This is a genomic window from Bifidobacterium miconis, from assembly GCF_019331735.1.
Taxonomy (GTDB): Bacteria; Actinomycetota; Actinomycetes; order Actinomycetales; family Bifidobacteriaceae; genus Bifidobacterium; species Bifidobacterium miconis.
The window spans coordinates 1-20,585 of the sequence record NZ_JAHBBH010000015.1 but is presented as its reverse complement, the minus strand read 5'-3'; the positions used below and the strand labels follow the sequence as shown (position 1 = coordinate 20,585).

General features: G+C 66.2%; 16 protein-coding genes and 1 tRNA gene. 2 read left to right on the top strand and 15 right to left on the bottom strand.

Annotated elements, in window-relative coordinates:
• Nucleotides 1–3: 3 nt before the first annotated feature.
• The 3 genes from KIH79_RS06565 to KIH79_RS06555 form a co-directional block, all read right to left on the bottom strand.
• A complete protein-coding gene (locus tag KIH79_RS06565) occupies nucleotides 4–1,590 on the bottom strand; it encodes a type 2 periplasmic-binding domain-containing protein (RefSeq protein WP_219058686.1) in 1,587 nt (528 codons plus the stop codon).
• Nucleotides 1,591–1,885: 295 nt separating this feature from the next.
• Nucleotides 1,886–2,905, bottom strand: coding sequence for a LacI family DNA-binding transcriptional regulator (locus KIH79_RS06560; RefSeq protein ID WP_219058685.1), 1,020 nt, complete (start codon nucleotides 2,903–2,905; stop codon nucleotides 1,886–1,888).
• Nucleotides 2,906–2,982: 77 nt separating this feature from the next.
• A complete protein-coding gene (locus tag KIH79_RS06555; RefSeq protein ID WP_219058684.1) occupies nucleotides 2,983–3,861 on the bottom strand; it encodes a biotin--[acetyl-CoA-carboxylase] ligase in 879 nt (292 codons plus the stop codon).
• 220 nt (nucleotides 3,862–4,081) lie between these two features.
• On the opposite strand from KIH79_RS06555, the gene KIH79_RS06550 reads away from it, so the two are divergent.
• Both KIH79_RS06550 and KIH79_RS06545 read left to right on the top strand, forming a co-directional pair.
• Nucleotides 4,082–6,232: a DUF6020 family protein gene (locus tag KIH79_RS06550; RefSeq protein WP_219058683.1), complete on the top strand. Its 2,151-nt coding sequence runs from the start codon at nucleotides 4,082–4,084 to the stop codon at nucleotides 6,230–6,232.
• Between the two features lie 274 nt (nucleotides 6,233–6,506).
• Entirely contained in the window at nucleotides 6,507–7,457 is a 951-nt protein-coding gene (locus KIH79_RS06545) for a PucR family transcriptional regulator (protein ID WP_219058682.1), read from the top strand.
• 107 nt (nucleotides 7,458–7,564) lie between these two features.
• On the opposite strand, the gene rplA is transcribed toward KIH79_RS06545, so the two are convergent.
• From rplA to dapE, 12 genes are all read right to left on the bottom strand, one after another.
• Nucleotides 7,565–8,257, bottom strand: a complete 693-nt coding sequence (gene rplA / locus KIH79_RS06540; protein WP_033493473.1) for a 50S ribosomal protein L1 — start codon at nucleotides 8,255–8,257, stop codon at nucleotides 7,565–7,567.
• Nucleotides 8,258–8,274: 17 nt separating this feature from the next.
• Nucleotides 8,275–8,706: a 50S ribosomal protein L11 gene (gene rplK, locus KIH79_RS06535; protein WP_033493471.1), complete on the bottom strand. Its 432-nt coding sequence runs from the start codon at nucleotides 8,704–8,706 to the stop codon at nucleotides 8,275–8,277.
• Nucleotides 8,707–9,084: 378 nt separating this feature from the next.
• The gene (gene nusG, locus KIH79_RS06530) at nucleotides 9,085–9,990 is read right to left on the bottom strand and encodes a transcription termination/antitermination protein NusG (RefSeq protein ID WP_219058681.1); all 906 of its coding nucleotides are present in this window, start codon (nucleotides 9,988–9,990) and stop codon (nucleotides 9,085–9,087) included.
• A 34-nt stretch (nucleotides 9,991–10,024) separates the two neighbouring features.
• Nucleotides 10,025–10,252, bottom strand: a complete 228-nt coding sequence (gene secE / locus KIH79_RS06525) for a preprotein translocase subunit SecE (RefSeq protein WP_219058680.1) — start codon at nucleotides 10,250–10,252, stop codon at nucleotides 10,025–10,027.
• Between the two features lie 36 nt (nucleotides 10,253–10,288).
• A tRNA-Trp gene (locus tag KIH79_RS06520) sits at nucleotides 10,289–10,364 on the bottom strand.
• A 268-nt stretch (nucleotides 10,365–10,632) separates the two neighbouring features.
• Nucleotides 10,633–11,841: a pyridoxal phosphate-dependent aminotransferase gene (locus KIH79_RS06515; protein WP_219058679.1), complete on the bottom strand. Its 1,209-nt coding sequence runs from the start codon at nucleotides 11,839–11,841 to the stop codon at nucleotides 10,633–10,635.
• Nucleotides 11,842–11,936: 95 nt separating this feature from the next.
• Nucleotides 11,937–13,064 carry a glutamate 5-kinase gene (gene proB / locus KIH79_RS06510; protein ID WP_219058678.1) on the bottom strand — a complete coding sequence of 376 codons (1,128 nt, stop codon included), beginning with the start codon at nucleotides 13,062–13,064 and terminating at the stop codon, nucleotides 11,937–11,939.
• Nucleotides 13,065–13,094: 30 nt separating this feature from the next.
• On the bottom strand, nucleotides 13,095–14,774 hold the full coding sequence (obgE, locus tag KIH79_RS06505; protein WP_219058677.1) for a GTPase ObgE: 1,680 nt from the start codon (nucleotides 14,772–14,774) through the stop codon (nucleotides 13,095–13,097).
• Nucleotides 14,775–14,854: 80 nt separating this feature from the next.
• Entirely contained in the window at nucleotides 14,855–15,106 is a 252-nt protein-coding gene (gene rpmA, locus KIH79_RS06500) for a 50S ribosomal protein L27 (RefSeq protein WP_152357956.1), read from the bottom strand.
• Nucleotides 15,107–15,148: 42 nt separating this feature from the next.
• On the bottom strand, nucleotides 15,149–15,457 hold the full coding sequence (gene rplU / locus KIH79_RS06495; RefSeq protein ID WP_219058676.1) for a 50S ribosomal protein L21: 309 nt from the start codon (nucleotides 15,455–15,457) through the stop codon (nucleotides 15,149–15,151).
• Between the two features lie 222 nt (nucleotides 15,458–15,679).
• Nucleotides 15,680–18,646 carry an Rne/Rng family ribonuclease gene (locus tag KIH79_RS06490; protein WP_420829366.1) on the bottom strand — a complete coding sequence of 989 codons (2,967 nt, stop codon included), beginning with the start codon at nucleotides 18,644–18,646 and terminating at the stop codon, nucleotides 15,680–15,682.
• A gap of 297 nt (nucleotides 18,647–18,943) precedes the next feature.
• Nucleotides 18,944–20,212 carry a succinyl-diaminopimelate desuccinylase gene (dapE, locus tag KIH79_RS06485; RefSeq protein WP_219058674.1) on the bottom strand — a complete coding sequence of 423 codons (1,269 nt, stop codon included), beginning with the start codon at nucleotides 20,210–20,212 and terminating at the stop codon, nucleotides 18,944–18,946.
• Between the last annotated feature and the right edge of the window lie 373 nt (nucleotides 20,213–20,585).

Below are 20,585 nucleotides of genomic sequence, written 5' to 3'. Positions count from 1 at the left end.
GCGTCACTCCTTGGCGTAGGCGTCGTACCATTTCTGCCACAGTTCGACGTTCTGGTCGATGTTGAGCTTCTTGAGACCGGCCTTGAAATCGTTCCACGCCGCGTCGTCGAGTCCGCCGTTGACGATCCATTCGACGGTCTTCGGCACCACGTAGTCGAGGATGGCGACGTTGTTGTTGGAGATGGTGGTGTTGTCGGTCTGGTCGGGCATCACGTAGAACGGCATGTAGTTGCCGTCGCCGGGCATTTGGGCCTGCGTGGCGGCGAGGTCCCCGTTGTAGACCTTGAGATCGTCCACGCCGTCGATGACGGTGCCCTTGTTCCAGAACGCGAACACGCGGTTGCTCCAGCCGTACTTGACCGCGGTGCCGTCCATGGCCTCGGGCTTGACGAGATAGTCGCCTTCTGCGCGCTTTTCAACGTACTTCGGCATGTCGCCCCAGTAGGCGCTCACCGACACGTCAGGTTCGACCATCTTGTCGATGATCTTGAAGATCGCGTCCTTGTTCGGAGAATCGGCCTTGACCGCGGCGCCTGCGTACGCGGAGTCCTGTCCCTGCTCCCACACGGCGGTGTGACCGGGCGCGGACGGCGTGGCAATGGACACGTACTGGTCCTTGAGGTCGCCGAAGGCGTAGCGGTCCCAGCCGATTGCCATGCCGACGAGCGCGGTCTTGCCGTCGCTCTGCAGTTCGGCGTTGTACTTGGAGGAGTCCTTGGTCATGGCGTCGGAGGGCACGAGGCCCTTGGAGATGAGCTCGTGCAGGTAGCCGACGACTTCGCGGTATTCGTCGTCGAGCATGAAGTTCGCGACCTTGCCGTTCTTCACGTACATGCCCTGCGAGCCGGAAGCGGACGTGACGGACGTGGAGATGCCGGTGGAGTTCATGAGCAGGAACGGCGAATACCAGCTGAAGCCGTTGGTGCCGAGCGCGTTGATGTCGAACGGGATCTCGTCCTGCTTGCCGTTGCCGTTCGGATCCTGCGTCTTGAACGCCTCGAGCACCCGGGTCAGCTCGTCCCACGTGGTCGGCACCTTGAGACCCAGCTTGTCGAGCCATGTCTTGTTGATCATCCAGTTCTGGCCGGTGCCGACGTTTTCGATGGTGGGCGTGTAGGACGGGATCTGGTAAAGCTTGCCGTCGAGCGTGTACGCGTACTTCTTGACGGCCTCGTTGTTCTTGTTCTCGAGCAGCTTCCTGACGTTGGGCATTTTGTCGAGGTCGTCGGAGAGGTCTTCGAACACCGGGTTGAGCGAGAAGTCGGTCTGGTCGTACAGGTTGAACGAAAGGTCGGCCACGTCGCCGGAGGCGAGGACCGCGTTCTTCTGCTGGGTCCACGAGGTCGGGTTGCTCTGCGTCCATTTGATCGTGCAACCACAGGCCTGTTCCAGTTCCTTGGCCCACTGCGCGTCCTTGAGCTTGCCTTGGGCGTCCGAGTTCTGCAGCAGCGCGACGGTGACGACCGGCTTGCCGGACCTGTCGGTCGCCGCCGCGCCGTTGCCGCAGGCCGATACCGCGGTCATCGACAGGATCACGCCGGTCGCCGCGACGATGCGGCCCCACTGCCGTGTGCTTGTTGCGTACATCATGTTCCACCTTTCCTCGTGGCGGATCGATATGGACGAGACCGTTCTCGCCTTCTTTTTCATATCGATCTGATGTCATAACGATATGACACTGCGCCGCCGTTGTCAAATCGATATGAATTTGCCCATTAACTCCGGCGTTTCCCTTGCGATTCCAACGTTTTTGCACGAGCACGCGTATGCGTCAATCAACACCGATCGACGAACTGTTCACGAGCTGAGCACCGTGACGCATCGCAAAACCGTCCAGAGGCATCAGCATAGCGCCGTGCAGCGCTGCGGCCGACGCATCAGCGCATCAGCGGCTCGACTCGCGTTCGACGAGCGCAAGACGGCCCTCTTCGCGACGTGACGGCCCATCATACGACCCCTCCACGCGCGAGATCAGCATGCTCACGGCCTTGTCGGCCAGATCATCCATGTCGAGCGCGACCGTGGTAAGCGACGGCACCGTGAACCCGTCCAACGACAATCCATCGAATCCGACGATGCGCACCGCGTCGGGCACGTGCACGCCGCGGTCGGCGAACCCGCGGATCAGGCCGACCGCCAGCGAATCGGTGGCGCACACGATTCCGTCGAACGGCATGCCGTCGGCGATGATCCGGTGCGCGACGTCGCGCCCAACGTCCATGTTCCATTCGCCGGAATACAGGTTCTCCCGGCGGTATTCAAGACCTGCCGCTTCAAGCGCCTCCGCATAGCCGCGCAGCCGCATCACGCGGCTGACGCGCCGGTCGAGCCGGCTTTTCGGCGTCCAGTCGGCACCCACCATCGCAATGTCGCGGCAACCACGCGCGATCAGATGCTCGGTCGCCATGCGAATGCCGGTTTCGCCGGGTACGACGATCGCGTCAAACGCGGGCCGCGAGGAAAAATCGTCGATGAGCACGAGCTGACGGCCTTTGCCAAGACGCGTGAGCTCGGCGGCAGACAGGCCCCCGGCATGGATGATCAGCCCGTCGCACGGCTGGTCGGCCAACCGTTCCAGCGAATCGCGCACGCTGTCCTCGTTCCAGCCGAACCGGGCGACGAGCGCCTTGTAGCCGGCCCGTTCGATCCGGTCGACCATGTGCTGCGCGAACCGCGAATAGAAGTACGGCATGTCGAGCTCGTGCACGCCGACCATGATCGTGCCGGTGCGCCCCGAGCGCAGCGTGCGCGCCGACTGGTTGGCCGTATAGCCGAGTTCGTCGACCGCAGTGCGGATCCTCGCGGCCACGTCGTCGGACACGTACGGACCGCCGCGCAGCGCGTACGACACCGTCGCCACGGACACGCCGGCCCGTTTCGCCACGTCCTTGAGCGTCACCGTCATGCCGTCCAGCCTTTCATTGCGTTCATACTCGATATCATAACGATATGATAACGATACGATAACGATTCAACACAACGTCAGGCGAGCACGCTGACCTCGCTGGCGAGCAGATCCTGCATGTCGCCCGATTCGAGGCGCACGCTGATCGACGCATCGTCGTTGAGCGCGACGACCGTGCCGCGCACCTCGCTGCCGTCGATGAGCTGCGCCTCGACGTCGCGGCCCATCATCCAGCACACGTGGCGCATCTCCGAACGCAGACGGCTCGACTGCACGATCGGCATCTCCACGAATGCCTCGAGGCGCGTGCGCAGCGACTCGACCAGACGCGAGGCGATCATGTCGCGCAACGTCTCGATCGGAGGCAGCGGCGCGAAGTGCATCTGCAGCGACGTGGCCTGCGACGTGGGCAGCCGGTCGGCCGGCATCATGAGATTGATGCCGATGCTGAACACGACCGCCACGCTCACGTCGTCGTCGGGCAGCGGCACCGGTTCGGTGAACGTGCCGCCGAGCTTCAGACCGTGGCAGTACACGTCGTTCGGCCACTTGAGCTTGAACCCGCAATCCGGGTAGAACGAATGCGCGCCGCACGCGTCGAGCGTGCCCTCGAGCGCGTCGAGCGTGGACAGCCCCGCGATCATCGACAGCCAGCCGTTGACCAGCTCGTCCTCGGCGATCGTGCGCGGGATCACGGCGACGAACGACATCGTGAACGAATGGCCCGGATTGCTGATCCACGGGCGTCCGAAACGCGCCAGGCCGTTCGTCTGGCTGTCTGCGGCGATCACGGAAATCGAAATGCCGCGCTCGTCGTCATGCGCGATGTCCCCGGCCTCGATCATGCGGCGGGCCTGCGCATGCGTCGAGTCGATCTCGGCGAACGCAACGGTTTTGTCGGCCACACGCTCGGTGGCGTCAAGTCGCGGCTGTGCGATCTTCAACATTGAAATCATGCGATTCACCTTACGCCGGCCTCTCCGGCGCGTCAAAAATCGTGTCAATATACCGGGCGAGCGGGGTGTCGCGGGCCGATTTGCCGGGTTTTGCCGCGACAATCGCACACCGCGCCGCACATAACGCGACATAAGGCGACAATCTCCGTCCCTGTTGCGAACCGACCGTTGGACCTGTTGCCAGACCCGTTGCGGACACCGACCGTTAGAATGGCGTGATATGACCACAGCCAGCGATTCCCAGTCCCCCGCCCTCGCGATCCCCCGCGCCTCCCGCATCGCCCGATTCGCCGCGGCGGCACGATGGGCGCTGGCCGTGCTCGCCTGCCTGTGGATCGCACTGTGCGTGGCGATCGGCCCGCTGTACTGGGCGGAAGGGTCGATCGCCGACTGGACGCAGGCCAACAGCCTGTATTTCGTCGCGACGTTCCTGATCACGCTGTCGATCGTCGGCCTGCTCGTGCGTTCGGGACGGCCGCGCGACGCGGCGCAGTCGCGCGAACCGTCGTTGTGGCGCAGCGTCGTCGCGCTGGTCACGCAAACGCTTGCAGAGCGTCTCGCACGCACCCATCCCCGCGTCGACCGCGCGCTGCGAACCATCGCAACGTACACGTCGTCCTTCGCTCGCCGAGCGGCCGCGGCGACCGGCCGGGGCCTCACGCGCGCCACCGACCGCGGCTGGAAGATCGCGCTCATCCTCATCCTCGGCTGGCTGTGGGTGCCGACCACGCTCATGAGCGCGTTCGGTGCGGACGTGCGCTCGCAGGCGCGCGAGTTCAGCTGGGCGTGGAACCAGTGGACCGGCATGAAGCAGCCGTACATCGGCTTCTTCTCGTTCGTGCCTATGGACATCTACCCGACCGCGCACTACATGTGGCCGAGCGACCCGACCTACCTGACCGACCAGCACAACATCGTGCTCACCGTGTTCTACGGCGGCGCGGCGGCGATCTCACGCTACCTGACCGACTCGAACGACGCCGGCTTCGTGGCGCTGTCCGTGCTGCAGTGGCTCTTCGCCGCGTTCTGCTGCGCGTCGGCCGCGAACCGATTCCTCAACCTGCCGTGGCTCAGGCCCGCGCACGCCACCGAACGCGTGGACTATGCGCATCCCGAACGCCCGCATTACCTGCGTCCCGTCGACTTCTCCCGCCCCGAACGCGGCGCGGTTTCCTCGCTGACGATCACGAAGCTGCGGCCGCAGCCGTATCCGAACCGCGCGGCCGGCGGGGTGGCGCGCTTCATCACGCTGCTCATGTTCCTGGCCTGCCCGCTCGTGCTGTTTTCGACGATCTCGCTCACCAAGTCGCCGCTGTTCGCGTTCGCGTTCACGTGGTGGTTCGGCGTGTGGTACGAGCTGCTCATGACGTGGCGGCCGGGCGGGCGCAACCCGCTCGACGCGATCGTGCGCACACCGGTGCATACGTTGGCTGCATTCGTGCTGTCGACGTGCGTGATGCTGATCTCCGCGAAGTACGCGTGGTACATCATCGCCGCGCAGATCGTGCTCGTATTGTTCGCCGATCGCAAACGTTGGCGGACGTACGCGGTCGCGCTGCTGCTGCCGGTGATCGTCATCCACGGCGGCATCACGCTGCTCGGCTCGACCGGTTCGATCATCACCGGCGACCCGATCGAAAGCCGCGGCGTACAGCTGCAGATGATCGCGCGCGTCGCCAAACTCAACCCGGACGGCATCCCCGAATCCGCGCGCAAGCAGCTCGCACCGATCTTCAACCTCGACCAAATGGCCGAGGCGTATTTCCAGCAGGACGCGGATCCGGTCAAATCGTCCGGCATCCAGTCGAAGAAGGTGAGCTACAAATGGCGCACCGTCACGCCCGACGACATGAAGAATTTCAATTCGGCGTGGCTTGAGATCACGAAGGCGAACCCGGTGATCGCGCTCGACGCGCTGCTGGCGGAATGCTACGGCTACTTCGACCCGACCGACATGCCATACGTGTCGATGGACTACTACGTGACCAGCGACTACGTGCAGAAGTCGAGCACCTGGCTCAAGCTCGTGAACCACGACTGGCGCGAAACCGTCGCGAAGCGGGCGCGAGCCTGGGGCGCGATCCCGGTGCTCGGCTGGGTCACGCACGGCAATTTCTACGTGACGCTGACCCTGCTGATCGGTGCGGCCGAGGTGATTCTGCGCCGTTGGCGCACGCTGCTCACGCATTTCCCGCTGCTGCTGCTCATGGGCGTCATGGCCACCGCGCCGGCGAACAACTTCGAGCGGCACATGCTGCCGGTCGCGTTCGTGTTCTGCTTCGTGTGCCTCACGTTCTGGCGCGAGTCGCGCGCGGCGCAGGCCGGTTCCGCGGCGAACCAAGATGGGACAGAGCAACGGCCGGAAGACTGAAATCAAGCGAGTTTGACGATCGAGAGGCTAATTCCAACCTCTGCAAAGGTCGGTTCTACGATCGAGAGGCTGCCAAGGACCTGCTTGAGAGCCATCGTATTGCGGTTTTCGGTGAAATACAGGCTAGTTCATGGGGAAAAATCGTCTATGACGGCCTCTCAATCGTCAAACTGACGTCGGCAAAGCCGGAAATCAGCCTCTCGATCGTCAAACTGGTATGGTCTCATGTCATTTGTCGCCGGAATCAGGGCGCAGGCCGACTAAGCTGAGGGGCATGGCGGAACGTATGAACGGGGATTTTCTGGAGCTGCTCGCCGCGCACGGCTGCGATGCGGAGGCGGTTGCGTTCGAATGTCTGGTGAACGGGTTGACGGACGCGCGCACCGCGTCGCTGATGCACGTGCTCGGTTGGCCCGACGACGCGCGATGCTTCGCCGTCGCGGGCTATCCGGGCGAATCGGGCGGCGTATCCACGACGCTGCGGCGGCTGCGTGCGGCCGTGCGCGATTTGGGTGGATCGTTGACGATCGCCGGCGTGCATGACGGCGTGTGCGTCGCGTTGACGGCGGCGCAGGCAGCGGCGACCCCGGAAGTCACGTGCACGGCGATGATGGCGGCGTTCGCGGCTGACCGTCCGGTGGCGCTCGGTCCGGTCAGGCATGGGGTGAATGGGGCGTCGGCGACCGTGCTCGCCGCGTTGAGCACGCTGGCGGCGGCTCCGGCCGTCCGGTTTGCGCCCGGCGCGTCCGGTTCCGTCGGTCCTGCCGGCTCAGCCGGCTCGGCCGGAACCGTAGGCGCCGCTTCCGCGTCGATCGCGGCGGCGTCCGCATTATCGTCGGCTGCGTCATCGCATGGCGACGGCCCGTCGCAAGCCGCCGCATGGCGCAATCCGCGCGAGGACATGCTGCGCCTGATCCGAGCCGAGGACGCGCTGCCGGAGCGCGCGCTGATCGGCGACGCCGACGCGAAGCGCGAGCTGGTCGAGGCCGTGTACGGCAGTCTCACCGCGTCCGGCCCGGACGATCCGACCTTGGAAACCGTCTCAACCTTTCTGCTGTCCGGCGGCTCGCTGGAAACCACGGCAAAGGCGCTCAACGTGCATCCGAACACGGTCCGATACCGTCTGAAGCGAGCCGCCGACGCCACCGGCTGGGACGCCACCGACCCGCGCGAGGCATACGTGCTGCGCACCGCCATCGCTTTGGGCCGCATGACCCTCCGCTGACCGGCGTCGGCCCGCACAACGTTGAGGAAAAGGTCGCGGACATGCGAGAACCCCCGCGATGCGGAATGCAACGCGGGGGTTCTGCGTAAAACCGTTCTCAGCGAGAATCAGGCAACGGTCATCGGATCGACCGGGACGCCCGGGTTCATCGTGGAGGTGATGGTCGCCTTGGTGACGTAGCGGCCCTTCACGGTGGACGGCTTCAGACGCTTGACTTCGTCGGCCACGGCCTTGAAGTTCTCGTCCAGAGCGGCCTCGTCGAAGCTCATCTTGCCGATGAGGAAGGAGAGGTTGCCGTGCTTGTCGACGCGGAAGTCGACCTTGCCGCCCTTGATCTCCTTGATGGCCTTGGTCACGTCCATGGTGACGGTGCCGGTCTTCGGGTTCGGCATGAGACCACGCGGACCGAGCACGCGGCCGAGGCGGCCGACCTTGCCCATCATGTCCGGAGTGGCGACGACGGCGTCGAAGTCGAGGAAGCCGTCGGCGACCTTCGCGATCAGGTCGTCATCACCGACGATGTCGGCGCCGGCCTCGGTGGCCTCGGTGGCCTTCGGGCCACGGGCGAACACGAGGACCTTGGCGGTCTTACCAGTGCCGTGAGGCAGCAGGACGGAGCCACGCACCAGCTGGTCGGCCTTGCGCGGGTCCACGTTCAGGCGCAGCACCGCTTCCACGGTCTGGTCGAACTTGTACTCCGGCATGCTCTTGAGGAGCGCGATGGCCTCGTTGGCGGTGTAGAGGTTGTTGCGATCGACCTTCTCGGCCGCTTCGCGATACTTCTTGGAACGCTGTACCATTAGTCCTTCTCCTCTTCTCAGTCGGTGACCGTGATGCCCATCGAACGGGCGGTGCCCTCGATGATCTTCATGCCGGCTTCGATGTCACGAGCGGACAGATCGGCCATCTTGATTTCGGCGATCTCGCGGACCTGAGCCTTGGTGACGGAGCCGACCTTGTGGGTCAGCGGGTTCTCGGTGCCCTTGTCGACGCCGGCGGCCTTCTTGAGCAGAGCCGCGGCCGGCGGGGTCTTGAGGATGAAGGTGAAGGAACGGTCTTCGAAGACGGTGATCTCGACCGGGATGACCTGACCCATCTTGTCCTGCGTCTGGGCGTTGTACGCCTTGCAGAAGTCCATGATGTTCACGCCGTGCGAACCCAGAGCCGGGCCCAGCGGCGGGGCCGGGTTGGCCTTGCCAGCCTGGATCTGGAGCTTGATCAGCGCCGTGACCTTCTTTTTAGGAGCCATGTTATTGGTTCTTCTTTCTATGAAGCGGTGGTAGTGGCGAACGCCTTGGTTTCCCGCGGCGGACTCCTCCCGCAATCGTATGGTTGCTGTGCTGTGCTAGCGGGCTTGAGCGCGCGTCGCCGCCGCATCCGGCCCTCCAGACACAAACCATTCCATTATGCTGTGCCCTCCGGACGACACGCCGTGCCACAGCCGTATCATTGCGGCCGGCACACCCACAGGGACGCAGACAGTCGGATACGAAAAATCCCCGCACAAAGGCGGGGATCACATTTATCAAGTAATTATCGCTACGCGTGCGACTTCAAGGCGCACCGAGGGAAGCGGTACTTCGTACCGCGACCGAGGAGCAACGCAGAAGGCGCTCCGTAGCGGAAATTACTGAAGTTTTTCGACTTGGTTGAAGCCCAACTCCACCGGCGTGTCGCGGCCGAAGATGGACACCAGCACGGTGAGCTTCTGCGTGGTGGGCTCGACGTCGGAGACGACGGCGGCCATGGTGGTGAACGGGCCGTCGGTGACGGTGACCTGATCGCCGACCGCGTAGGAGACCTCAACCGTGCGCTTCTTGGCGGCGGCGGGCTTGTCGCCGGCCTTGCGCAGCGCCTCGGCGGAGATCATCGGGGCCATCATCTGCACGACTTCCTTGCGGGACAGCGGCGCCGGATCCTTGGTCGGGCCGACGAAGCCGGTCACGCCTTCGGTCTCGCGCACGATGCGGCGCGCGTCCTCGTCCGGCCACATGCGGATGAGCACGTAGCCCGGCACGCGCACGCGGGTGATGACCTTCTTGCCCTTGTCGGTGTGCTTTTCGACTTCCTCCATCGGCACTTCGACCTGGAAGATCTTGTCTTCGAGACCAAAGCTGACGATACGGGATTCGACGTTGGTCTTCACGCGCTTCTCGTAGCCGGAGTACGTGTGCAGCACGTACCACTTGCCTTCGAGGGTGCGCAGGGACTTGGCGAATTCGTCGACGGCCTTGGCGCCAGCGTCCTCAGGAGCGTCGGACTCGCCGTCCTCACCTTCGGAGTCGGATTCGACGGACTCGTCGGACGACTCGCCCTCGGCGTCTTCGGCAGAATCGGCAGCGTCGGCAACGGTGTCGGAAGCCTCGTTGGCGACCGGAGCACCCGGCAGATCAGCGGAGACGGACTCGTTCATTTCGTCCTCGTCCGCGGAGGCCACGGCGTCGAGGTTCACCTCGGGCTCGGCCTGAGCCGCATCGTCATCGGTCACGTCGGGACGCGCGTCGAGATTTTCGAAATTCACTTCATCAGTCATTCGTTATTTCACCTTTTGGGTTGTGTCGTAACGATCAGCCGAACACCCACAGCGTGAGCTTGCCCAGACCGAAGTCCATGCCGGTGACAAGAGCCATCAGGAAGAGCACAAAGATGAACACGGCCAGCGACCAGAAGAACAGTTCCTTGGCGGTCGGGGTGACGACCTTACGCATTTCGTCGATAATCTGCTTGATGAACAGGCCGACGCGCATAAAGATGTTCGGTTTCTTTGCTTCCACAGATGTGCTTGCCTTCGCCATAACCATCCTTACGCTAGAGCATGTTTTCAAGAGACTTGGCAGGGAAGGCGGGACTCGAACCCACAACCTACGGTTTTGGAGACCGTTGCGCTACCAATTGCGCCACTTCCCTAGGTGAACTTGCCATCCAGCGCAACCCGCCCAGCTCAAAACCGGACGCTTGCGCTTGGCAAAACCGCCAAGTCGCTATAGTAGCGGGTATTTTTCGATTCGTCCAATCGAACAAAAAATCCCGTGGAAAAACCACGGGATTTCAACGTTTCTTCGGCATGTCGCGAAAGGCGTCCAACGGACCTCGCTGCGCGAGGGCTCAACGCTGCCTTCGCTCGACTCCCGTCTCGCTCAGGGCTCGCCTACGGACAGTCCACTGGACTGTCCGTTTAACGGCTCGCCCACTTTTGGAACCGGCGCATGCCCTCGGCGAGCTGGTCGTCGGCCAGCGCGTACGAGAATCGCAGGTATCCGGGCGCGCCGAACGCCTCGCCCGGCACGGCGGCGACGTGCGCCTCGTCGAGCAGCGCGGCCGCCAGCTCGCTCGAGCTGGACGACACGGTGCCGTTCGGGCCCAGCGGGCGGTTCAGCAGCGCGCTCACGTCGGCGAACGCGTAGAACGCGCCGGTCGGCGTCGGGCAGTTCACGCCGTCGATGGCGTTGAGCGCGGCGACGATCGCCTTGCGTCGCGCGTCGAAGCCCTCGCGCATCATGTGCACGACGTCGAGCGGACCGGAGACGGCCGCGATCGCCGCGCGCTGCGACACGTTCGCCACGTTGGACGTCATGTGTCCCTGCAGCTTGGCGGCGGCCTTGGCGACCGGCAGCGGCGCGATCAGCCAGCCGACGCGCCAGCCGGGCATCGCGTACGTCTTGGCCACGCCGTTGAGCACGATGAGCTGCTCGCGGCATTCCGGCACGGCCGCGCCGATGTACGTGGTCTTCGCGTCGTCGTAGTTGAGGTGCTCGTAGATTTCGTCGGAGATGATCCAGATGTGGTGTTCAATGGCCCACTCGGCGATGCCGCGCACCGTTTCGGGCGACCAGACGGCGCCGGTCGGGTTGTTCGGCGAATTGACGATGATCGCCTTGGTGCGTTCGGTGCGCGCCGCCTCGAGCGCGGCAAGATCCGGCTCGAAGCCGCGGTCGGCGCCCGCGAACACGGTGACGGGCACGCCGCCGGCAAGCTTGACGGCCTCCGGATAGCTGGTCCAGTACGGGGTCGGGATGATGACCTCGTCGCCGTCGTTGAGCAGCACCTGGAACGTCGAGTAGACGGCCTGCTTGCCGCCGTTGGTCACGACGACCTGCTCGGGCGCGACCTCGTAGCCGGAGTCGCGCAGCGTCTTCGCGGCGATCGCCTCGCGCAGCTCGGGCAGGCCCGGGGTCGGCGTGTACTTGTAGTTCTTCGGGTCGCGGCACGCGGCCGCGGCGGCGTCCACCACGTAGTCGGGGGTCGGGAAGTTCGGCTCGCCCGCGCCGAATCCGATGACGTCGAGTCCGGAGGCCTTCATTGCCTTCGCCTTCGCGTCGACGGCCAGGGTGGCGCTCGGGGTCACGTGGTTGATGCGGTCGGAAAGAGTTTGCCATTCAGCCATAGTCATGGCTTCTAAGATAAACCCGCCACGCGATGTATGGAAGCGTGTCGCGCCGGCATCGCGCCGGCACGATCACACCGATCGCACCGCCGCGATCACACCAGCACGAGGTTGTCGCGGTGCACGAGCGGATGCGCGTATTCCTCGCCGAGGAATCGCTTGAGCTGCGTGGTGGTGCGGCCGAGCATCTGCGGGATCTCCTCCGAGTCGAAGCCGGCGAGGCCGCGCGCCAGATGCGTGCCGGACTCGTCATCGACCCACACCGGGTCGCCCGCGGAGAACGCGCCGCGCACTTCGAGCGCGCCCGCGGCCAGCAGGCTTGCGCGTCCGCCGCGCACGGCCGTCGCGGCGCCCTCGTCGACGACGATCGTGCCGCGCGGTTCCGCCGCGAATCCGATCCACAGCCGACGCGACGATCCGCGCTGCTTGACCGGCGCGAACGCGGTGCCCACCGGGTCGCCCATCAGCGCGGGCCCCGCGTTCGACGCGCACGTCAGCACGGTCGGAATGCCCGACACGGCGGCCACGCGCGCGGCCTCCAGCTTGGTGACCATGCCGCCCGTGCCAACCCCGGACGTCGGTCCGGTCACCGTCACGTCGACGAGCGTCTCGACCACGTTCGGCACGAAGCCGATGCGCCGCGACCCCGATTCGGACGGCGGGGCCGTGTACAGCGCGTCCACGTCGGTGAGCAGCACGAGCGCGTCGGCGCGCACGATGTTCGCGACGAGCGCCGACAGCCGGTCGTTGTCGCCGAAGCGGATCTCGTTGCTCGCCAGCGAATCGTTTTCGTTGACGATCGGCACGACGCCGAGGTCGAGCAGGCGGCCGAGCGTGCGCTGCACGTTGCGGTACTGCTGCGGCCGGATCGTGTCCTCGGCCGTGATCAGGATCTGCCCGACGCGCACGCCGAACCGGCCGAACGCGGCTTCGTACTGGGCCATGAGCAGGCCCTGGCCGACCGCCGCGGTCGCCTGCTGCGTGGCGACGTCGGTCGGCCGCGACGCAAAGCCGAGCGGGCCGAAGCCGGCCGCGATGGCGCCGGACGAGACGAGCACGACGCGCGCGCCCTCCGTCGCCGCCGCGGACAGCGCGGCGACGAGCGCGTTCAGCCGGCCCGTATCCAGATGGCCGGACGGCTTGGTCAGCGAGCTCGACCCCACCTTGACGACGACGGTCCGCGCCCCCGCGACCGCCTGCCGTACTTCGGATTCGGTGACCATGATGCTCCTCCCCCGCTTTCGGCTGCGCCGTTACGCCTCGTCCGCGTCCTCGCCGCGGCCGAACAGGCTGTTCTCGTCGTGACGGTCGTCGTCGATGGACGGATCGGCCCAGTGGCCGGCCTCGCGTTCCGCCATCATCGCCTCGCGCACGGCGGCGCGCGCGTCCATCATCTCGTGGTACTGGCGGCGACGCTCGGAGTTCGTGCGGCGGCGTCCGCCCGGCTCCTCCGGCTCAAGGCGCAGATCCTTGCCGCGCGCGCCGAGCTGGGCGCCGTCGAGCATCTCCGCGCCGGCCGCGATCGTCGGATCCCAGTCGAACTCGACCGCGCGGTCACCACGCCCGATGCGCACCTCGTCGCCCGGCTTGGCGCCCTTGCGGCGCAGCTCGTCCTCCACGCCCAGCTTGGCCAGACGGTCGGCGAGATAGCCCACGGCCTCGTCGTTGTCGAAGTTGGTCTGCATGACCCAGCGTTCCGGCTTGGTGCCGAGCACTTCGTACCAGACCTCGCCGTTGCCGTTCTCCTTGCGCTCCACGGTGAAGTCGAGCGCGGTGCCGCCCTCGTCGGCGCGGCGACGGCGGCGCGCGGCCTGCTCGAGCGGCTTGATGACCACGCGTTCCTGCTCCTCGGCCTCCTCGCGGCGGGCGACCTCCTTGCGCATGTCGGCCACCATCGCGGCCAGCGCGAAGTTCAGTTCCTTCAGGCCCTCGTGCGAGGCGGTGGAGATCTCGAACACCTTGAAGCCGAGCTTTTCGAAGTCCGGGCGCACGAAGTCGGCCAGTTCCTTGGCCTCCGGCACGTCGACCTTGTTGAGCACGATCACGCGCGGACGCTCCGGAATCGGAATCGCGCCCAGCGGCAGTTCGAGCTTGTCCGCATACTGCGCGAGCTCGTGCTCGAGCGCCTCGTAGTCGGCCATCGGGTCGCGGTTCGGTTCGAGCGTGGCGCAGTCGATCACATGCGCGATGATCTCCGTGCGCTCGATGTGGCGCAGGAACTCGAGGCCGAGGCCCTTGCCCTCGGACGCGCCCGGGATCAGGCCCGGCACGTCGGCGATCGTGTAGCGCGCGTCACCGGCCATGACCACGCCGAGGTTCGGCACGAGCGTGGTGAACGGATAGTCGGCGATCTTCGGCTTGGCCGAGCTCATCGCGGCGACCAGACTCGACTTGCCGGCCGACGGGAAGCCGACCAGCGCGACGTCGGCGATCGACTTGAGCTCGAGGATCACGTCGCGTTCGTCGCCCAGCTCGCCGAGCAGCGCGAAGCCCGGCGCGCGGCGCGTGCGATTGGCGAGGGCCGCGTTGCCGAGGCCGCCGGCACCACCCGCGGCGGCGACGAAACGGTCGCCCTCGCGGCGCAGGTCGGCCAGCTGCTCGCCCGGCTGCTTCGGCTTGCCGGACGGGCCCTTCGCGGCGAAGATGACCGTGCCGACCGGCACGGGCAGGATCAGGTCCTCGCCCTTGGAGCCGTCCTTGGTGTCGCCGAGGCCCATCGTGCCGTTGCCGGCCGCGCGGTGCGGCATGAAACGGTAGTCCAGCAGACTGTTCGCGTTGCGCGTCGCCTCGAAGATGACGGAGCCGCCGTCGCCGCCATTGCCGCCGTTCGGGCCGGCGAGCGGCTTGTACTTTTCGCGTCGGATGCCGGCGGAGCCGTTGCCGCCGTCGCCGCCCTTGACATGGACGGTCACGCGATCCACAAAATCACTCATGTATTTACCTTACGTGTCAGGGTATAGAAAAAGCCGCGTCCGTGGGGCGCGGCTTTTTCTTACGTTTGTTGGTGCGTGTCTCAGGCGGCGATCACGTCGACGACCTTGCGGTCGCGGCGAACGCCGAACTTCACGCTGCCGTCGGTGAGGGCGAACAGGGTGTGATCCTTGCCCATGCCGACGTTCTCGCCCGGGTGGAACTTGGTACCACGCTGGCGGATGATGATGTTGCCGGCCACGACGGCTTCGCCGCCGAACTTCTTGACGCCGAGGTACTGCGCATTAGAATCGCGACCGTTACGCGAGCTGGAAGCGCCCTTCTTATGTGCCATGATCTGTTCCTTTCGGTCCTAGCTAAGCCTGGTCGTTTCCGCTCAGGCGATCGCCGTGATCTTGACGGCGGTCAGCTTCTGACGATGACCCTTGCGACGGGCCACGCCGGTCTTGTTCTTGTACTTCATGATGTTGATCTTGGGGCCCTTGGCCTCATCATCAACGACCTCGCCCTTGGCGGAAACCGCAGCGAGATCCTTGGCGCCCAGCACAACCTTGGCGCCGTCGACAACGAGGGCAACCGGGAACTCCACGGCGTCGCCCTTCTTGGCGTCGAGACGGTTGACGAGGATGACGTCGCCGACCTCGACCTTTTCCTGATGGCCACCGGCCTTCACAATCGCGTACATGCTTAGTCCTAACTATGGTGTTATAAAGCTACTTGCCTGACGCACGCAAGCCGCTGGTCAGACACCGACTGTCTAACTTACACCGACCCGTGTACTAACGCAAGTTGAATTCGGCGTGTCAAATCGGCGCGTGTCGCGCCGACCTGCCACATGCCGCGGCGAACGGGCGAATCCAGCCGGGAATCCCGGCGGGGCGGCCCGCCCGTCGCGGCGCGTTTTCCGTTACTCCTCGCTCTCCGCGTTGTTCGCGGCAACCGCAGCCGCCGCGATCTGCGCGAGCTTGGCCTTCACATCCGCCGAGGAGCCCTGCGGCACCTGCACGTCCGTGCCGCGGCCGTGCTTGTTCGTGCGGATGAACGGATCGCCGCCCTTGAGCGCATACGGATCATCATAATCCGCGTTCACGGTCGGCTCGTCGTGCAGGATGAAGCCGCGGCCCTTGCAGGTCGGGCACTCCTCGGAGAACGCCTCGACGAGGCCCTGTCCGATGCGCTTGCGCGTCATCTGCACGAGGCCCAGCGAGGTGACCTCCGCCACCTGATGCTTGGTGCGGTCACGCGCCAGGCATTCGATGAGGCGGCGCAGCACGAGGTCGCGGTTGGCGGGCATGACCATGTCGACGAAGTCGATCATCACCATGCCGCCGATGTCGCGCAGGCGCAGCTGGCGCGCGATCTCCTCGGCCGCCTCGAGGTTGCACCGGGTCACGGTCTCCTCGAGCGACTTGCCCTTGCCGATGAACCGGCCGGTGTTCACGTCGATCGTGGTCATGGCCTCGGTGCGGTCGATGACGATCGAGCCGCCGGACGGCAGGTAGACCTGCCGTTCCATGCCCTTGCGCAGCTGCGAGTCGATCTGCCACTTGTCGAACACGTCCTTGCCGCCGTGCTCGGCCGGATCCCACTTGACGAGCTTGTCGCGCAGGTCCGGGGCCATCGTCTCGAGGTATTCCTCGATGCGCTCGTACACCTTGTCGCCCTCGACGATCATCTGCTTGAAGTCGTCGTTGAAGATGTCGCGCACCACGCGGATCGCCACGTCCGGCTCGCCCTGCAGGAGCTTGGGCCGGCGGCCGTGCAGGAACTCGTCGCGCTTGGACGTGATGCGCTCCCACTGGCGCACGAGGCTTTCCAGATCCTTGACGATCGCCTCCTCGGACGCGCCTTCGGCGGCCGTGCGGATGATCACGCCCATGTCTTTCGGGGCGATCTTCGAGACGATGTTCTTCAGGCGCGAACGTTCGCGGTCGCTCAGCTTGCGGCTCACGCCGGTCATGCCGCCGGACGGCACGAGCACTAGGAAGCGGCCGGCGAGCGTGACCTGCGAGGTCAGGCGCGCGCCCTTGTGGCCGATCGGATCCTTGGTGACCTGCACGAGCACCGGGTCGCCCGACTTGAACGCGAGCTCGATGCGTCGCGGCTGGCCGTCGAGACGCGCCGCGTCCCAGTTGACCTCGCCCGCGTACAGCACGCCGTTGCGCGCCTGGCCGATGTCCACGAACGCGGCCTCCATGCTCGGCAGCACGTTCTGCACGCGGCCGAGATACACGTTGCCGACGGTCGCGACCTCCTGGATGTCGGACACGTAATGCTCGACGAGCACGTTGTCCTCGATCACCGAGATCTGCGTGTGGCGGCCGCGCTCGCGCACGACCATCAAACGCTCGACGTTCTCGCGGCGCGCGAGGAAATCCTGTTCCATGAGCTGCGACTGGCGGGAGCGCTCGCGACGGTTGTCGCGGCGGCGCTGCTTCTTCGCCTCGAGTCGCGTGGAGCCCTCGATGTCGGTGATTTCGTCGATGTACTGCTGCTTGCGCGAGCGGCGCGGCACGAGATCCTCGACGTCGTCGCCCGACTTGGAACGGCGACGGCGACGGCGACGGGTCACGCCCGCCTCCTCGTCCTCGCTCTCCTCGCGACGGCGGCGCGACGGCACGTCCGGTTCGTCCGCGTCCACGCCGGACGGCTGATCGGACGCCGATTCGACGTCCGGCGTCTCGCGTTCGGCGTCGCGTCCGCCGCGGCGGCGACGGCGACGGGAGCGGGTCGGGCCTTCCGTGAGGTCCTCCTCGGTGATCGGGGCGTACGTGATGTCGTCGAACTCGAGGTCCTCCTCGATCTGCTCGACCTCGGCGGCGGCGCGGCGCTCCTGCGCGTTCAGGCGGCGGGAGCGGCGCGAACGGCCCGATTCGGCGGACGCGTCGGAGTCCGCGTCCGCAACGCCGTTCGACGCGTCACGATCCGGCTCCCGATCCTTCGGGGCGATCTCGACGATCGCGTCACGCGAATCGTCGGACGCGTCCTGCGAGCCGCCGCGGCGGCGACGGCGACGGGAGCGGACGGTCTCCTCCGGCTGATCGTCGCGGCCGGCGTGATCGTCATGTGCGTCGCGTCCGGCGCGATCCGTCCGTTCCGCGCCGTCGGAGCGACGCGAGCGGCGTGAGGCGTCGCGGTCATCGTCCGCGGCGTCGTCATGCGCGTGATCGGCCGGCGGCAGCTCGGGCAGCACCGGCTCCTGAAACAGCAGCGACGTCATCGGCTTCGCGCCGCGCGCAGCGGCGGCGGGACGAACGGCCCGTCCGGCGCGGGACGGGCGGGCGTCGCGGTCGTCGTGATCGTCGAGATCCAGCAGCGACTCGACGGCGTCGAGCGCGCGGTCGTCGCCGGAATCGGCATCGTCACGGGACGCGCGGCGACGGGAACGACGCGGCGCCTCGTCGATCGGCGCATCGTCGAACGCGGCGGCACGGCGGCGGGAACGGACGCGACGGGAGGACGGGGCGTCGTCCTGGCGGTCGTCGCGGGCGTCCTGACGGTCGTGATCGTCGCCGGACTGCGACGCGTCGACGAAATCGACGGCGGAATGCCGGACCGCGCTGCGGGACCGGTGTTCGGACCGTTCGGCCGCGGACACGTCCGGGGTGACGACGAGATCGGCCACGCGCGGTTCCTCGAACAGCGGCGCGGCATGCTCCTGCACAGTCAGTTCGACGGCCGCGCCGGCCGCGCCGGCTCCGCGCACCACGCGGCGGCCGCCGCGACGGCGACGGGGGGCAGGAGCCGCCGGAACGGGCGGCTGGGCGGCGGACTGGTCCGCGGACGGGGATTCCGCCGCGCGGGCGGACGAATCGGATACGACGTTATCTGCGACTTCGGCGTCGCCGAAGCCCTCATGGTTCACACTGGGCACAATGCTCCTAACGACGCGCTGCAATCGCATCGCCTATGTCAAAGCCCCATGCGGCTGTCACACCACGCTCTCACCGTGGCCGCGCATCGATTGCGCCCGCATAAAGCAACGGTCAAAAAGTCCTTGCTGCGACGGCGGACACCGGCCCCGCGGAAAAACCACGCGAGGGGATCGACGCCATCGGTTGCTGCGGCGGCTTGCAGCACCGCCACCCTTAAGTATGACACAAGAATTGACAATCGGTGAACAACGGCGGAATCGCGGGCGGTCAGCCGCCCGACGTTCATCCGACGCGCGTCACGCGACGAGCCACGCCTCCAGAATGTCGGCGAGCAGGGCGAGCTCGGATTCGGGCAGCTGCTCGTCGTGCTTGTGGGCAAGCAGCGGGCTGCCGGCGCCGAGGTTCACGGCCGGAATGCCGAGGATCGCGAAGCGGGCCACGTCGGTCCAGCCGAGCTTGGCCTGCGGGTCGCGGCCCGTGCGCTCCTTGACGAGGCGGGCCAGCGAGGCTGCCAGCGGCGAGTCCATGCCCGGGCGGGCGCTCGGCGACTCGTCCTTCATCTCGATGCCGAATCCCGCGAACATACCGCCCGTGGCGACGTGCTCGCCGTTGCCGAGCTCCGCGCCGCAGTCCGCGCCCATCATGAGCGCCTTGGCCTCGGCGATCGTCTTGTCGGGTGCGAAGCGATAGTTGACGTGGACGCGGCACTCGTCGGGAATCACGTTCGTGCCCTTGCCGCCGGAGATCAGCGTCGCGTTCACGCCCTCGCGGTAGACGAGCCCGTCCACCGGCACGTCGGCCGGCTCGTACGCGGCCAGACGGTTCAGAATCTCGGCGGCCTTGTGGATCGCGTTGTCGCCCATCCACGCGCGCGCCGAATGCGCGGCCACGCCGTGCGTGACCACGTCGAAGCGCATCGTGCCGTTGCATCCGCCCTCGATGCCGCAGTCGGTCGGCTCGCCGATGATCGCGAAGTCGCCGGTGATCCAGTCGGGATGGCTTTCGACCACCTTGCGCAGGCCGTTCTTCTCGGCGGCGACCTCCTCGTGGTCGTAGAACACGTAGGTCAGGTCGTACTTCGGGTCGATGCCGCCGGTCGCACCGGTCGCACCGGTCGCGCCGCCGCGGCGGCCGTCCAGCGCGGCGGCCAGATACAGCATCACCGCGTCGGACGCCTTCATGTCGGTCGCGCCGCGACCCCACAGCACGCGCTCTCCGGGGTGACCGGCCGCCACGTCCTCGCGGATCAGCGGGTCGCCGGGTTCGAGCCAGCGCGGCGGGAAGTTGTCGATCACCGGCACGGTGTCGATGTGGCCGGCCAGAATCACGCGCTGCGGCTTGCCGAAATCCGTGCTCGCGACCACCGTGTCGCCGTGGCGGCGCACGGTCAGGTGCGGCTGCTTGCGCAGGAACGCCTCCACCTCGTCCGCAAGCGGCGTTTCGTCGTCGCTCACCGAATACGCGCCCATGATCTGCTCGAGCAGGGCCGCGAGCGCCTGTTCGCGCGTCGCCCCCGCCGGGAATCCGAGTTCCGTCGCCGTCTGCTGTGCCAGTTCGTTCGTCATGCGCCTCATCGTAGCGGGTTTCGCCCCGCCACTCCCCCGCCCGTCCCAAGTTCCGGGGAGCGGTTTGACGATCGAGAGGCTGAATTCGTTCCGTGCTGATGTCAGTTTGACGATCGAGAGGCTCTTGAGGCGTGATAGTGCATGTTGCACGGGCCTTCACACACCAATTTCCGCCCCTTCCAGGCGGGGGCACGAAAGATCACAGCCTCTTGATCGTCAAACTGACCTTGGCAAAACCGATATTTGGCCTCTCGATCGTCAAACTGCCGCGTTCTGCGATGAGTTCTCCAATTAGACGGGGTGTGGCAGTATGGGATAGGTTTCAGGTTCGCGGGGTCTGCCGGCGCGGCGCCCGCGACGCATGCGGCGGTTT

What these genes read in the sequence shown, in the direction of transcription:
- rplU (WP_219058676.1), bottom strand. Translation starts at nt 15,457, where the DNA reads ATGTACGCGATTGTGAAGGCCGGTGGCCATCAGGAAAAGGTCGAGGTC.
- rplK (WP_033493471.1), bottom strand. Translation starts at nt 8,706, where the DNA reads ATGGCTCCTAAAAAGAAGGTCACGGCGCTGATCAAGCTCCAGATCCAG.
- rpmA (WP_152357956.1), bottom strand. Translation starts at nt 15,106, where the DNA reads ATGGCACATAAGAAGGGCGCTTCCAGCTCGCGTAACGGTCGCGATTCT.
- KIH79_RS06550 (WP_219058683.1), top strand. Translation starts at nt 4,082, where the DNA reads ATGACCACAGCCAGCGATTCCCAGTCCCCCGCCCTCGCGATCCCCCGC.
- rplA (WP_033493473.1), bottom strand. Translation starts at nt 8,257, where the DNA reads ATGGTACAGCGTTCCAAGAAGTATCGCGAAGCGGCCGAGAAGGTCGAT.
- obgE (WP_219058677.1), bottom strand. Translation starts at nt 14,774, where the DNA reads ATGAGTGATTTTGTGGATCGCGTGACCGTCCATGTCAAGGGCGGCGAC.
- KIH79_RS06555 (WP_219058684.1), bottom strand. Translation starts at nt 3,861, where the DNA reads ATGATTTCAATGTTGAAGATCGCACAGCCGCGACTTGACGCCACCGAG.
- nusG (WP_219058681.1), bottom strand. Translation starts at nt 9,990, where the DNA reads ATGACTGATGAAGTGAATTTCGAAAATCTCGACGCGCGTCCCGACGTG.
- dapE (WP_219058674.1), bottom strand. Translation starts at nt 20,212, where the DNA reads ATGACGAACGAACTGGCACAGCAGACGGCGACGGAACTCGGATTCCCG.
- KIH79_RS06560 (WP_219058685.1), bottom strand. Translation starts at nt 2,905, where the DNA reads ATGACGGTGACGCTCAAGGACGTGGCGAAACGGGCCGGCGTGTCCGTG.
- KIH79_RS06515 (WP_219058679.1), bottom strand. Translation starts at nt 11,841, where the DNA reads ATGGCTGAATGGCAAACTCTTTCCGACCGCATCAACCACGTGACCCCG.
- KIH79_RS06545 (WP_219058682.1), top strand. Translation starts at nt 6,507, where the DNA reads ATGGCGGAACGTATGAACGGGGATTTTCTGGAGCTGCTCGCCGCGCAC.
- proB (WP_219058678.1), bottom strand. Translation starts at nt 13,064, where the DNA reads ATGGTCACCGAATCCGAAGTACGGCAGGCGGTCGCGGGGGCGCGGACC.
- secE (WP_219058680.1), bottom strand. Translation starts at nt 10,252, where the DNA reads ATGGCGAAGGCAAGCACATCTGTGGAAGCAAAGAAACCGAACATCTTT.
- KIH79_RS06565 (WP_219058686.1), bottom strand. Translation starts at nt 1,590, where the DNA reads ATGATGTACGCAACAAGCACACGGCAGTGGGGCCGCATCGTCGCGGCG.